We start from the raw sequence: 14,033 nt of genomic DNA, 5'->3' as shown, positions 1-14,033 counted from the left end.
CGATCTGCCCGGCCGGCTCCGGGCGGTCAGGCTTGATCCCTGCGCCGGCCGGGCTGCCCCGAAACCCGACTTGCTGTCGCTGGTCGAGTCCGTCCAGGTCACCCCCGGAGTCGGGGCACGGTCGGTACTGGGCAGGCTCGTGGGGCTGGGCCACCACTGTGTGAGCCAATCAAGATCGTCAGGGCTGACCAGCTCACCAATGGTCTCCGCACCGGTCTCCGGGTCGACCAGCACGTATCGCCAGCCGTTCTCGGAATGCACTGCCACGTCGAGGGGGACGTTGTCCAGCCACTCGGTGGCGAGCAGCACTCCCGTGATCCCGGCAGGGATCTCAGACGTCCAGTTGATCTCTTTGGGCAGGTTCTCCGGGCGGGGCGCGTACTCGACGGCTGTGAAGCGAACGCGTTCGGCGAGCGACGGACGGACGGCGGCAAGCGACGGCCCGTAGGGTGCGGCGGAGGTCGTGGGAGTCAGGGTTTCCGGGGAGCCCGACCACGCAGGGATCAAGCCTGACCGCCCGGAGTGGGCGGGCTCCCCGGAAACCCCCACCGCGAGCCCGGCGGGATCCTGAGCGAGCCCGGCGGGATTGTGAGCGAGCCCGGCGGGATTGTGAGCGAGCCCGGCGAGAGCGCGTAGCAGCTCGCCCCGCCCCGCCCCCACGTCGACCACGTCGAACCGTGACGGATGCCCGAGGGCCGCGTCGACCTGGGTGAGCAGGCGCAGAAGCGCGGTGGCGAAGGCCGGGGAGGCGTGCACGCTGGTGCGGAAGTGCTCGGCCGGGCCGCTGCCGGCGACGAAGAAGCCGCCCGGCCCGTAGAGGGCTCGGCTCATCGCGTCTCGCCAGGCGATCGACATCAGTTCCACTCCGAATGCAGCTCGGCGCACGGTGATCAGGTGATGAAAAGTAGGTCAGAAACGCTCGGGTCACCTACTTTTCAACACTTGATCATGGGTGCGGGCAGAACGCGCTGGTCTGGGGCGGTCCGGGACGGTGGTGGAGGGCACTTGGGGCGGTGGTGAAGGTTTTCACACATGCTTGTCCGGGTTCGGTGGACCGGGCGCATACTTGCGATCGACCGGTACCCCTTCTCGAGGACTGGATCGTCGTCATGAGCGCACCGTTGCGCCCGCGTCCGGCCGCCCCGCATGGGCCCGCCGTTCTCGGTGCCTCCGCCACTCCCCCCACCTCCCGTCTGCTCACCGTCGGTGTCATTGGCACCGGTCGGGTCGGCGCCGTGCTGGGTGCCGCGCTCGCCGCCGCCGGGCACCGGGTGGTCGCCGTCTCCGGCAGCTCCGGAGCCAGCCGCGCCCGCCTCGCCCTGCTGTTGCCCGAGGTGCCCCGCCGTCCGGTCACCGCCGTGGCCCACGCCGCCGCGGACCTGCTGCTGATCGCGGTGCCGGACGACAGGCTGGCCGGTGTGGTGACCGATCTCGCCGAGCGGGGCGCGCTGCACCCGGGCCAGATCGTCGCGCACACCTCGGGGGCGCACGGCCTGGCCGTGCTCGGGCCGGCCGTCGCGGCCGGTGCCCGGGCACTCGCCCTGCACCCGGCGATGACCTTTACCGGTACGCCGGACGACCTGGCCCGCCTCGACGGCATCTCGTACGGGGTGACCGCCCCGGCGGAGCTGCGCCCACTTGCTGCCCGGCTGGTCGCCGACCTCGGTGGCGTGCCCGAGTGGGTGGCCGAGTCGGACCGCCCGCTCTACCACGCCGCGCTGGCCCACGGCGCGAACCACCTGGTGACCCTTGTCAACGAGGCGACCGACCGGTTGCGGGACGCCGGGGTGGCCCGGCCGGAGAAGGTGCTCGCCCCGCTGCTGCGGGCCGCCCTGGAGAACGCGCTGCTGCTCGGTGACGACGCGTTGACCGGCCCGGTCTCCCGTGGCGACGCGGGCACCGTGCAGCGGCACCTGGCCCGGTTGGCGGCCACCGCACCGGAATCCGTGCCCGCGTACCTGGCGTTGGCCCGTCGTACCGCCGACCGGGCGATCGCCGCCGGCCGGTTGCGGCCGGTGGACGCACAGTCGCTGCTCGGCGTCCTGGCCGACAGCGGTCGGGAGGTGGCTGCGTGAGCGTGAGGAGTGAGCCGATCCTGCGAGCCCCGCAGTCGGGAACCGAGGTGGAGCTGTGAGCGTGAGGAGTGAGTCGATCCTGCGAGCCCCGCAGTCGCAAACCGAGGTGGAGCGGTGACCCAGGTCGTGCACACGCGCGCCGAGTTGGCCGAGGCCCGGGCTGGGCTGAAGGGCACGGTCGGGGTGGTGATGACCATGGGTGCGCTGCACTCCGGGCACGAGACGTTGCTGCGCGCGGCCCGGGAACAGGCCGACCACGTGCTGGTCACGGTCTTCGTGAACCCGTTGCAGTTCGGGCCGAACGAGGACTTCGACCGCTACCCGCGCACCCTTGAGGCCGACCTGGAGGTGTGCCGGCGGGCGGGCGCGGATCTGGTCTTCGCTCCGTCGGTGGCGGACATGTACCCGGACGGTCAGCCCCGCGTACGCCTCGATCCGGGCCAGCTCGGCGCCGAGCTGGAGGGGGCGAGCCGCCCCGGCTTCTTTCACGGGGTGCTCACGGTGGTGCTGAAGCTGCTCCAGCTCACCCGGCCGGACCTGGCGTTCTTCGGTGAGAAGGACTACCAGCAGCTGACCTTGGTCCGGCGGATGGCGCGCGACCTGGACGTGCCGGTCGAGGTGGTTGGCGTGCCGACCGTCCGGGAGCCGGATGGGCTGGCCCTCTCCAGCCGCAACCGTTACCTCAGTGAGCCGGAGCGGGCCGCCGCGCTGAGCCTGTCCGCCGCGTTGCGGGCCGGCGCGCAGGCCGCCGACGACGGCCTGGACGCGGCCGCGGTGCTGACCGCCGCACACGCCGCGTTTGGCGCCGGTACGCCCGGTGCCCGCCTCGACTACCTGGTGCTCACCGATCCCGAGTTGGAACCGGGTCCGGTGGCTGGGCCGGCTCGGCTGGTGATCGCCGCCTGGGTGGGTGCCACCCGGTTGATCGACAATGCGGCGATCCACCTCGCCCCGCGCCCCTGACCCGGCCGTACCACCCGCCACCGAAAACCGCGAAAGGCCACTGAAGATGTTGCGGACCATGCTCAAGTCGAAGATCCACCGAGCCACGGTGACCCAGGCCGACCTGCACTACGTCGGTTCGGTGACCGTGGACGAGGATCTGCTCGACGCCGCCGACCTGCTCCCCGGCGAGCAGGTGGCGATCGTGGACATCACCAACGGCGCCCGGCTGGAGACGTACGTGATCCCGGGTGAGCGGGGCAGCGGCGTGATCGGCATCAACGGTGCCGCCGCGCACCTGGTGCACCCCGGTGACATGGTCATCCTGATCTCGTACGGGCAGATGGACGACGCCGAGGCCCGGACGTACCGGCCGCGGGTCGTGCACGTCGACGCCGACAACCGGGTGATCGAGTTGGGGACCGATCCGGCTGCGGCGGCGCCGGGCACGGCCGGTAGCCCGGTGCCCAGCCCGTTGGCCGTGTCCGGAGTCTGATCCCCCGTACCGCGATTCCGGTCTGTTACCGGAAGGTCATTTCCGGTTACCCTGGGCACGCTGGCGAAAGCCGGTCGGTGGCTGGGGGAGGCCGCGATGAGCCGTGCCATGACGACCCTGTTCGCCGCTGCCGTGACGGCAGTGCTGCTGGTGGGCTGCGCCGGGTCCGGTGGCCTGGACGGTGATCTGACCGACGACTGGGCGGCGTTGCCGACACCGTCGGCGTTCACCCCGGCCGCCGGTGTGTGTCACGCCGCCGACTTCACCGACCTGGTCAGCCTCGCCAGTTACGAGCCGGTGGACTGCGCCGGGCCGCACCGCCTGGAGACGGTGCACGTCGGGGCTTTCCCGGCCGAGCGGGTGGCCGCTCCGGCGGGTGGTTCGGCCGAGCTGCGGGGTGCGTTCGCCGAGTGCGACACCCGGGCGACCAGCTACGTGGGTGACGACTGGCGGTCCGGCCGGCTGCGGCTGTCAGTGGCGCTGCCCAACAAGCCGGGGTGGGCGGCGGGTTCCCGGTGGTTCCGCTGCGACCTCACCGAGCTGAGCACCGTCGAGGCGGCGGCCACCGTGGTGGTCCGGTCGGGCAGTCTGCGGGACGCGTTGAAGGGGCCCTCCGGGCTGCGCCTCGGTTGCCAGCAGACCCGTGGTGGCGCCGGCCGGGGTGTGCAGACGCTGACCCCGGTGGAGTGCGGCAAACAGCACGACGCCGAGTTCGTCGGGGTGTGGCGCGCACCGGACGTGGCGTACCCGACCCGGGACGCCGACTGGCTGCCGCTCTACACGGGTTGTCGTAGCGTCCTGGCCCGGTACGCGGGCGTACCTGACGACGCCAGGTTGCGCTTCCGCAGCGGTGTGGTGGTCCGTCCGCCGGGGGCGGGGCGTTGGAAGGTCGGTGATCGGGGCGTCCGCTGCTATCTGTGGCTCAGCGACCGTACGGTGACCGCCTCGTTGAAGGGCGCGGGCCTGGCTGGTCTGCCGGTCCGGACGAAGTGACCACGGCCTGACCGTCGGCGCGGGACGGACGGGGTCGCCCAAAACACTCGTCCCGCCCCCGCCGCCCCGGGCGAGGATGGTTCGGGTTGACTGGGGGGATGGACCTTCCGACCGTCGACCTGCCTGCCCTGCCCGCGCTGCTGGCCGCGCCCGCGCCCGGCTGGGTGGAGACCACCGACGTGATCGTGGTGGGTTCCGGCGTGGCCGGTTTGACCGCGGCGCTGCACCTGCGGGAGGCGGGTCTGCACGTCACGGTGGTCACCAAGGTCAACATTGACGACGGCTCGACCCGATGGGCGCAGGGTGGCATCGCCGCCGTGCTCGACCCGGCCGACACCCCGGCGGCGCACGCCCGGGACACCGAGGTCGCCGGCGTCGGGCTGTGCGACCCGGCGGCGGTCCGGGTGCTGGTCGAGGAGGGCCCGACCCGGCTCCGTGAGCTGATCCGGATCGGCGCCGAGTTCGATCGCCATGCGGACGGCTCGCTGATGCTGACCCGCGAGGGTGGGCACCGGGCGGACCGGATCGTGCACGCCGGGGGCGACGCCACCGGCGCGGAGGTGCAGCGGGCCCTGCACGCCGCGGTGCAGCGCGACCCGTGGATCCGGCTGGTCGAGCACGCCCTCGTGCTGGATCTCCTACGCGCGCCGGGCGACGGCCCGGACGGGCTCGGCCCGGCCTGCGGGATCACCCTGCACGTGTTGGGTGAGGGCAGCGAGGACGGGGTCGGCGCGCTGCTGGCCCGTGCCGTGGTGCTCGCGACCGGCGGCATGGGTCAGATCTTCTCGGCCACCACCAACCCGGCGGTCTCCACCGGCGACGGGGTGGCGCTGGCGCTGCGGGCCGGCGCGGCCGTGACCGACGTGGAGTTCGTCCAGTTCCACCCGACCGCCCTGATCACCCCGGCCGGCGCGGGGGTGCCCGGGGCGGGGCACGCGCAGCAGCCGCTGGTTTCGGAGGCGTTGCGCGGCGAGGGCGCGTACCTGGTCGACGCGGACGGCAAGAGGTTCATGGTGGGCCAGCACGAGTTGGCCGAGCTGGCACCCCGGGACGTGGTGGCCAAGGGCATCCACCGGGTGCTGCTGGCCACCGGAGCGGACCACGTCTTCCTCGACGCACGGCACCTGGGCGGCGACTTCCTGGCCGGTCGGTTCCCCACCATCGTGGCGTCCTGCCTGGCGATCGGCGTGGACCCGGCGACCGATCTGATCCCGGTCGCGCCGGCCGCCCACTACGCCTCCGGCGGGGTCCGGACCGACCTGCGCGGCCGTACCTCGATCCCGGGCCTGTACGCCTGCGGCGAGGTGGCCTGCACGGGCGTGCACGGCGCGAACCGGCTGGCCAGCAACTCGCTGCTGGAGGGTCTGGTCTTCTCCCGGCGGATCGCCGAGGACATCGCGGCCGGCCTGCCCGAGCAGGCCCAGCCGGCGGAGACCGGCGCGTGGCGTGGCGGGACGGGTTGGGTGCTGCCGGCGGAGGTGACGCCGACCCTGCAACGGGCGATGACCCGGGGGGCGGGGGTGCTCCGATCCGCGGCGACGTTGGCCGGGACGGCCGGCACGTTGACCGACCTGGGCGTGGCCCGGGGCCGGCCGCGGACCGCCGACTGGGAGGCGACGAACCTGCTCACCGTGGCGTCGACGCTGGTTGCCGCCGCGTACGCCCGTGGGGAGACCCGGGGCTGCCACTGGCGGGAGGACTTCCCGACGGCCGACGAACGGTGGCTGGGCCATCTGGTCGGGGCGGTCGGGGCGCAGGGCCGGGTGACGCAACAGTGGGAGGGAAATTCGTGATCGAGTCGACGGAGACGGCGTTGCGGGCGGCGGGGTTGGATCCGGCGCACGTACGGCAGGTGATCGAGGGCGCGCTGGAAGAGGATCTGGGCCCGGATTTCCTGGACGTCACCAGCGTGGCCACCATTGCGGCGGATCAGATCGACACCGCCGACCTGGTGGCCCGCGCGGACGGGGTGTTGGCCGGGATGGCGGTGGCCGCTGCCGTGTTCGAGCTGGTGGGTGAGGTGACCGGCTTCGGTCGTACCGTCGAGGTGTCGGTGTTGGCCCGCGACGGCGAGCGGGTGGCCCGCGGCGACGTGCTGGCGACGGTGACCGGCCCGACCCGGCTGCTGCTGACGGCCGAGCGGACGGCGCTCAACCTGCTCTGCCGGATGTCCGGGGTGGCGACGCACACCCGCGCCTGGGCGGACGCGCTGGCCGGCTCGAAGGCGATGGTGCTGGACACCCGCAAGACGACACCGGGCCTGCGGGCGCTGGAGAAGTACGCGGTGCGGGCCGGCGGCGGCACCAACAAACGGATGGGCCTCTACGACGTGGCCATGATCAAGGACAACCACAAGCTGGCGGCCGGGAGCATCACCGCCGCCTACCGGCGGGTCCGGGAGGCCTTCCCGGAGGTGCCGGTGCAGGTCGAGGTGACCACTGTCGACGAGGCGGTGGAGGCGGTGGAGGCCGGCGCGGACTTCCTGCTCTGCGACAACATGACGCCGGAGGTGCTGGCCGGGGCGGTGGCCGCGGTGGGTGACCGGGCGGAGTTGGAGGCGACCGGCGGGCTGACCCTTGAGGTGGCCGGCCGGTACGCGGCCACCGGCGTGGACTTCCTCTCGGTGGGCGCGTTGACGCACTCGTCGCCGATCCTGGACATCGCGCTGGACCTGCGCGGCGAGTAGTTGTCTAGGCTGCGTTCGTGCTGCTCTGCATCGACATCGGAAACACCAACACCGTGCTGGCGACCTTCGACGGCGACAAGCTGGTGCACTCCTGGCGGATCAAGACCGATGCCCGCTCGACGGCGGACGAGCTGGGCCTGATGTTCCGGGGTCTGCTGGCCGGCGACAACGTCGAGATCAGCGGTGTGGCCGCCTGCTCCACCGTGCCGGCGGCGCTGCGGTCGCTGCGCACCATGCTCAGCCGCTACTACGCGGAGGTGCCGAGCGTCGTCGTCGAGCCGGGCGTGCGGACCGGCGTGCAGTTGGCGATCGACAACCCCAAGGAGGTGGGCTCCGACCGGGTGGTGAACACCCTGGCGGCGTACACCCTCTACGGCGGTCCGTCGATCGTGGTGGACTTCGGCACCACCACCAACTTCGACGTGATCAGCGAGCGCGGTGAGTTCCTCGGCGGGGCGTTCGCCCCGGGCATCGAGATCTCCTTCGACGCGTTGGCCGCCCGGGCCGCGCAACTGCGCAAGGTCGAGGCCACCAAGCCCCGCTCGGTGATCGGCAAGAACACCGTGGAGTGCCTCCAGGCCGGCCTGTACTTCGGCTTCGCCGGGCAGGTGGACCGGATCGTCGAGCGGATGACCGAGGAGTTGGGCGAGGTGCGGGCGGTGATCGCCACCGGCGGCCTCGCCTCTCTGGTGATCAACGAGTGTCGCAGCATCACCCACCACGAGCCGATGATCACCCTGATCGGCCTGCGGATGGTCTACGACCGCAACCTCTGACCCCGGCCGCCGTCGGGCCGGCCTCCGTGCGGGCGTCAGCGCCGTCGGGCGCGCAGCACCAGCGTCCGGTACGGCAGTTCGATGGTGTCCCGGCCAGCCAGGGCGGGGTGGGTGTCGAGGAGGTCGGTCAGTTCCCGCTCGACCTGCCGCTGATCGTCGCTGGAGGCGGTGAGCCAGTACGAGCGGGTGCGGACCATGCCGTGCAGCTCGTCCGGCGTGAGCGTGGTGCGGTGCGCGAACTCGCGCTTCTCGACGGCGTCGAACGCGGGGCCGAAGTCGGGCCGCTCGCCGAAGACCTCGCTGGTCGACTTGTCGCCGAAGTGGGCGATTCGACCCAGCTCGGCCACCCAGTCGACGCTGCCGTCCCGGATGTTCCAGATGGGGGCGAAGGTGCCGCCGGGGCGGAGCACCCGGGCGATCTCGGCGTGCGCTGGCTCCCGGTCGAACCAGTGGTACGCCGTCCCGACCAGCACCGCGTCCGCCGCCGCGTCGGGCAGCGGCATGTCCTCGGCGCTGCCCGCCAGCGCCGTCGTGCCCGGGGTGCTGGCGTCGAGCTGCGTCCGCATCCCCGGATCGGGCTCGACCGGTACGACCTCGTGACCGAGGGCCAGCACGGCGCGGGTCAGGATGCCGGTGCCCGCAGCGAGATCGACCACCCGGGCTTCGCTCAGCCCGTCGAGTGCCCAGTTGACCGCAGCCGCGGGATAGCGTGGCCGAAACCGGTCGTAATCACTCGCGGCGACACCGAACGACAGGGCGTGAGTGTGATCGACCATGACGGGCAGGTTATCCCGTAACGGCCTCAGGCGCGCTTGAGTACGCTCGGCCCTGACCCCCTGTATCTCCGTGACGAGGAAGCGTGCCGTGACCGAGCAGAACCCCGTGCCAGTGGACCCCGCCGACGACCTTCCCGAGCAGATGAAGGTCCGCCGGGAGAAGCGGGACCGGATGCTCGCCGAGGGCGTCGAGCCGTACCCGGTCGGCTTCCCCCGCACGACGACCCTGGCGCAGGTCCGGGCGGCCTACGCCGACCTGCCCACCGACACCGCGACCGGCGACCAGGTCGCTGTCACCGGCCGGGTGATCTTCGTACGCAACACGGGCAAGCTGTGCTTCGCCACCCTCCGCGACGGCGACGGCACCGAGTTGCAGGCGATGCTCTCCCTGGACCGGGTCGGGCCGGAGCGGCTGGAGGCGTGGAAGCGCCTCGTCGACCTCGGCGACCACGTCGGCGTGACCGGCGAGGTGATCACCAGCCGCCGGGGTGAGTTGTCGGTGCTGGCCCAGCAGTGGGAAATGACCGCCAAGGCGCTGCGGCCGTTGCCGGTGGCACACAAGCCCCTCTCCGAGGAGGCACGCGTCCGGCAGCGTTATGTCGACCTGATTGTCCGGCCCCAGGCGCGGGAGATGGTGCGCACCCGCGCGGCCACGGTGCGCAGTCTGCGCGATTCCCTGCACGGACAGGGCTTCATCGAGGTGGAAACGCCGATGTTGCAACTGCTACATGGCGGCGCGACAGCCCGACCGTTCGTGACCCACAGCAATGCGTTGAACACCGATCTGTATCTGCGAATCGCACCCGAACTGTTTCTCAAGCGCGCGGTGGTCGGCGGCGTCGACCGCGTCTTCGAGATCAACCGCAACTTCCGTAATGAGGGTGTCGACTCTTCGCACTCGCCGGAGTTCGCGATGCTGGAGACCTACCAGGCGTACGGCGACTACGACACGATCGGCGAGCTGACGCGTAATCTCGTGCAACAGGCGGCCGTCGCGGTGAGCGGTTCGACGGTGGTGACCCACGCCGACGGGCGGGAGTTCGACCTGGGTGGTGAGTGGCGGCAGGTGACACTCTTCGGCGTGCTTTCCGAAGCGCTCGGCGAGGAGGTCACGGTCCGCACCGACCGGACCCGTCTGGTGGAGTACGCCGACAAGGTGGGATTGGCGGTCGACCCGAAGTGGGGGCCGGGCAAGCTGGCCGAGGAACTGTTCGAGGAACTGGTCGTTCCGGGCCTGGAGGCACCCACCTTCGTGCGGGACTACCCGGAGGAGACCAGCCCGCTCACCCGAGGCCACCGCAGCGAGCCGGGTCTGGCCGAGAAGTGGGACCTCTACGTGCTCGGTTTCGAGCTGGGCACCGGATACTCCGAGCTGGTCGACCCGATCGTGCAGCGGGAGCGGCTGGTGGCCCAGGCGCGGCTGGCCGCTCGCGGCGACGACGAGGCGATGCGTCTCGACGAGGACTTTCTTCGGGCGATGGAGTATGGAATGCCACCGGCCGGCGGTATGGGAATGGGAATCGACCGCCTCTTGATGGCCCTGACCGGCCTCGGAATTCGGGAAACGATCCTCTTCCCGTTGGTCCGCCCGGAGTAGTCCCCTCCGGTCGTACGCCGAGCCGTAACCGGAGCCTATTGACGCGACGAGCAGCGCGCGGGTTATTGTGCTCTCGTTAGCAGGAGCACCCTGCTCGAAAGGAATGTGGGACGTGGCCAAGCAGATCATTCACAAGCTGGTCGATGACCTGGACGGCGGGGACGCGGACGAGACCGTCAAGTTCGCCCTCGACGGCGTTCAGTACGAGATCGACCTGTCGAGCGCCAACGCCGCAAAATTGCGCGATGCATTTGCCTCGTACGTGGGCGCCGGCACCAAGGTCGGCCGCGGTGGTGTCGTGATCGGTGGGCGGGCTGCCCGCGGTCGGGGTGGCGCGACCGCCGATCGGGAACAGAACAAGGCGATCCGGGAGTGGGCCAAGAAGGCCGGCAAGGACATCTCGGACCGGGGTCGTATCCCGCAGGAGATCGTGGACGAGTTCCACGCGAAGCGCTGATCAGTCAGCAGCACGGTGGCGAGCCGCCACCGCAGGCGACACCGACGCCGGGCCGGGGGAGTCCTCCGGGCCGGCGTCGCCGTATCCGGACGGTCGTGCCGTACCCGGATGGTGTCGCCGTATCCGGACGGTGGTGCCGTATCGGGCGGTGGCGTCGGGCCCGTTCGGGGCCGGGAAGCAATCCGGGCCAACCGGCGTTGTCCACAACCAGTGGAACAGTTGTCCACAGCCTGTGGACAACTTCCCCAAGGGGCCGGCGCGGCGCTCGTCGTGACTGCCGGTCCGCCCTCCGGGGCCTCGCGGAGCGCTTCGGGACCCCGGATCGGGCCTCCGCCGAGTCAGTCGGATTTCGCTCTGCGCGTAGCGACAGGGCTACCGGAACACCTCCTGAGCGCGGACGGTTGTTCAAAACGACGTGGAACCGACCCGGAGCAGAGACACGCGACCTCAGCGGAGTCGGTCAGCGACGATAGAGTAAGGAGGCACGGACGCCCGTCCTGGACGTTCGTGCACCGGCCCCGCCAAGATCTTGACCATCAAGGCGCACGGCACGTGAGGAGCACGAGGGCATGTTCGAGCGGTTCACCGACCGAGCGCGACGGGTTGTCGTCCTGGCCCAAGAAGAGGCCCGGATGCTCAACCACAACTACATCGGTACGGAACACATCCTGCTGGGCCTGATCCACGAAGGTGAAGGCGTCGCGGCAAAGGCCCTGGAGAGCCTCGGCATCTCCCTGGAGGGCGTCCGCCAGCAGGTCGAGGAGATCATCGGCCAGGGCCAGCAGGCGCCGAGCGGGCACATCCCGTTCACGCCGCGGGCCAAGAAGGTGCTGGAGCTGTCGCTGCGCGAGGCGCTGCAGCTCGGCCACAACTACATCGGCACCGAGCACATCCTGCTCGGGCTGATCCGTGAGGGCGAGGGCGTTGCCGCCCAGGTGCTGGTCAAGCTCGGCGCCGACCTCAACCGGGTCCGCCAGCAGGTGATCCAGCTGCTCTCCGGCTACCAGGGCAAGGAGCCGGCCGCGGCGGGCGCCGCGCCGGGTGAGGCCGCGCCGTCGACCAGCCTCGTGCTGGACCAGTTCGGCCGCAACCTGACCCAGGCCGCCCGCGAGGGCAAGCTCGACCCGGTCATCGGGCGCGAGAAGGAAATCGAGCGGGTCATGCAGGTGCTCTCCCGCCGTACCAAGAACAACCCGGTCCTGATCGGTGAGCCCGGCGTCGGTAAGACCGCCGTGGTGGAGGGCCTGTCCCAGAAGATCATCAAGGGCGAGGTGCCCGAGACCCTCAAGGACAAGCAGCTCTACACGCTCGACCTGGGCGCGCTCGTCGCCGGTTCCCGCTACCGCGGTGACTTCGAGGAGCGCCTCAAGAAGGTGCTCAAGGAGATCCGCACCCGCGGCGACATCATCCTGTTCATCGACGAGATCCACACCCTGGTGGGTGCGGGTGCCGCCGAGGGCGCGATCGACGCCGCGAGCATCCTCAAGCCGATGCTGGCCCGTGGTGAGCTGCAGACCATCGGTGCCACCACGCTCGACGAGTACCGCAAGCACCTGGAGAAGGACGCCGCTCTCGAGCGCCGCTTCCAGCCGATCCAGGTGGGTGAGCCGTCGCTGGCCCACACCATCGAGATCCTCAAGGGCCTGCGGGACCGCTACGAGGCTCACCACCGTGTCTCGATCACGGACGCCGCCCTCGTGGCTGCCGCGACCCTGGCCGACAGGTACATCTCCGACCGCTTCCTCCCGGACAAGGCGATCGACCTGATCGACGAGGCCGGTGCCCGGATGCGGATCCGTCGGATGACCGCGCCGCCAGACCTGCGCGACTTCGACGAGCGCATCGCCCAGGTGCGTCGCGACAAGGAGTCCGCGATCGACGCGCAGGACTTCGAGCGCGCCGCCCAGCTGCGCGACAAGGAGAAGCAGCTCCTCGGCCAGAAGGCTCAGCGGGAGAAGGAGTGGAAGGCCGGTGACCTGGACGTCGTCAGCGAGGTCGACGACGAGCAGATCGCCGAGGTTCTCGGCAACTGGACCGGCATCCCGGTCTACAAGCTGACCGAGGAGGAGACCTCGCGCCTGCTGCGCATGGAGGACGAGCTGCACAAGCGCGTCATCGGCCAGGAGGACGCGGTCAAGGCGGTCTCGAAGGCGATCCGGCGTACCCGGGCCGGCCTGAAGGACCCGAAGCGCCCGTCGGGCTCGTTCATCTTCGCCGGCCCGTCCGGTGTCGGTAAGACCGAGCTGTCCAAGGCGCTCGCCGAGTTCCTCTTCGGCAGCGAGGACGCCCTCATCCAGCTGGACATGTCCGAGTTCCACGACCGTTACACGGTCTCCCGGCTCGTGGGTGCCCCTCCCGGCTACGTCGGCTACGACGAGGGCGGGCAGCTGACCGAGAAGGTGCGGCGTCGGCCGTTCTCGGTGGTCCTCTTCGACGAGATCGAGAAGGCCCACCCGGACGTGTTCAACACGCTCCTGCAGATCCTCGAAGACGGTCGGCTCACCGACGGTCAGGGTCGGATCGTGGACTTCAAGAACACGGTCATCATCCTGACCACCAACCTGGGCACCCGTGACGTCGCCAAGGCGGTGTCGCTGGGCTTCCAGCAGTCGGAGGACTCCGAGTCCAACTACGACCGGATGAAGCAGAAGGTCAACGACGAGCTCAAGCAGCACTTCCGGCCTGAGTTCCTCAACCGGATCGACGACACCATCGTCTTCCACCAGCTGCGCCAGACCGAGATCCTCTCGATCGTGGACATCATGATCCAGCGGATCGAGGGACAGCTGCGGAACAAGGACATGGGTCTGGAGCTGACCGACAACGCCAAGAAGTACCTGGCCGCGAAGGGCTTCGACCCGGTGCTCGGTGCCCGTCCGCTTCGTCGCACGATCCAGCGCGACATCGAGGACAACCTCTCCGAGCGGATCCTGTTCAACGAGCTGACCCCGGGTCAGATCGTCGTGGTGGACTGCGAGGGCGACCCGGACGACATCGACAAGTCCAAGCTCGTCTTCCGGGGCTCGGAAAAGCCGGTCGAAGTTCCGGACGCCGTCCCGGCCGACCTCGGTGGCACTGCCGCTGGCACCGCCGCGGCGGGCGTGGACGAGTAACACAACCAGCAAGGGGCGGGGCCCCGGTGGCGCGAGCCATCGGGGCCCCGCCTTTTTGCGCCCTCGCGTATCGCCTCGCGTACCGCCCTTGCGCGTGGCTTCGCGCGTCGCCCTTGCGCATC

General features: G+C 70.6%; 12 protein-coding genes. 10 read left to right on the top strand and 2 right to left on the bottom strand.

The genetic code is table 11. From position 1 onward, the window contains the following. The coding region (locus AB0877_RS21680) for an SAM-dependent methyltransferase (RefSeq protein ID WP_366610967.1) at window positions 1-855 on the bottom strand (855 nt) is incomplete at its 3' end. 254 nt (window positions 856-1,109) lie between these two features. Here AB0877_RS21680 and AB0877_RS21675 point away from each other — a divergent pair. The 7 genes from AB0877_RS21675 (at window position 1,110) to AB0877_RS21645 (ending at window position 7,968) form a co-directional block, all read left to right on the top strand. Next, window positions 1,110-2,075, top strand: a complete 966-nt coding sequence (locus AB0877_RS21675; protein WP_366610966.1) for a Rossmann-like and DUF2520 domain-containing protein — start codon at window positions 1,110-1,112, stop codon at window positions 2,073-2,075. A 114-nt stretch (window positions 2,076-2,189) separates the two neighbouring features. Then, window positions 2,190-3,038 carry a pantoate--beta-alanine ligase gene (gene panC / locus AB0877_RS21670; protein WP_366610964.1) on the top strand — a complete coding sequence of 283 codons (849 nt, stop codon included), beginning with the start codon at window positions 2,190-2,192 and terminating at the stop codon, window positions 3,036-3,038. A 46-nt stretch (window positions 3,039-3,084) separates the two neighbouring features. Beyond that, the gene (panD, locus tag AB0877_RS21665; protein WP_366610962.1) at window positions 3,085-3,513 is read left to right on the top strand and encodes an aspartate 1-decarboxylase; all 429 of its coding nucleotides are present in this window, start codon (window positions 3,085-3,087) and stop codon (window positions 3,511-3,513) included. Window positions 3,514-3,609: 96 nt separating this feature from the next. Further along, complete coding sequence (locus tag AB0877_RS21660; protein WP_366610960.1) at window positions 3,610-4,506, top strand: septum formation family protein; 897 nt, start codon at window positions 3,610-3,612, stop codon at window positions 4,504-4,506. Between the two features lie 98 nt (window positions 4,507-4,604). Beyond that, the gene (locus tag AB0877_RS21655) at window positions 4,605-6,299 is read left to right on the top strand and encodes an L-aspartate oxidase (RefSeq protein WP_366610958.1); all 1,695 of its coding nucleotides are present in this window, start codon (window positions 4,605-4,607) and stop codon (window positions 6,297-6,299) included. Further along, on the top strand, window positions 6,296-7,192 hold the full coding sequence (nadC, locus tag AB0877_RS21650) for a carboxylating nicotinate-nucleotide diphosphorylase (protein ID WP_366610956.1): 897 nt from the start codon (window positions 6,296-6,298) through the stop codon (window positions 7,190-7,192). The genes AB0877_RS21655 and nadC overlap by 4 nt, the downstream gene beginning before the upstream one ends. A gap of 17 nt (window positions 7,193-7,209) precedes the next feature. Then, window positions 7,210-7,968, top strand: coding sequence for a type III pantothenate kinase (locus AB0877_RS21645; protein ID WP_366610955.1), 759 nt, complete (start codon window positions 7,210-7,212; stop codon window positions 7,966-7,968). A 35-nt stretch (window positions 7,969-8,003) separates the two neighbouring features. On the opposite strand, the gene AB0877_RS21640 is transcribed toward AB0877_RS21645, so the two are convergent. After that, complete coding sequence (locus AB0877_RS21640; protein WP_366610954.1) at window positions 8,004-8,744, bottom strand: class I SAM-dependent methyltransferase; 741 nt, start codon at window positions 8,742-8,744, stop codon at window positions 8,004-8,006. Between the two features lie 88 nt (window positions 8,745-8,832). Between AB0877_RS21640 and lysS the strand changes: the two genes are divergently transcribed. The 3 genes from lysS to AB0877_RS21625 all read left to right on the top strand — a co-directional run bounded on the left by lysS (window position 8,833) and on the right by AB0877_RS21625 (window position 13,911). Continuing rightward, window positions 8,833-10,341, top strand: coding sequence for a lysine--tRNA ligase (lysS, locus tag AB0877_RS21635; RefSeq protein WP_366610953.1), 1,509 nt, complete (start codon window positions 8,833-8,835; stop codon window positions 10,339-10,341). 112 nt (window positions 10,342-10,453) lie between these two features. After that, complete coding sequence (locus tag AB0877_RS21630) at window positions 10,454-10,798, top strand: Lsr2 family protein (protein WP_036392792.1); 345 nt, start codon at window positions 10,454-10,456, stop codon at window positions 10,796-10,798. 569 nt (window positions 10,799-11,367) lie between these two features. Further along, window positions 11,368-13,911 (top strand): ATP-dependent Clp protease ATP-binding subunit, encoded by a 2,544-nt coding sequence (locus AB0877_RS21625; RefSeq protein ID WP_366610951.1) that lies wholly within the window; start codon window positions 11,368-11,370, stop codon window positions 13,909-13,911. Window positions 13,912-14,033 lie beyond the last annotated feature (122 nt).

This window comes from Micromonospora sp. NPDC047644 (assembly GCF_040704315.1).
In the GTDB taxonomy this organism is placed as follows: Bacteria; Actinomycetota; Actinomycetes; order Mycobacteriales; family Micromonosporaceae; genus Micromonospora.
The sequence above is the reverse complement of the archived record's forward strand: the minus strand, read 5'-3'. Positions and strand labels throughout refer to the sequence as shown.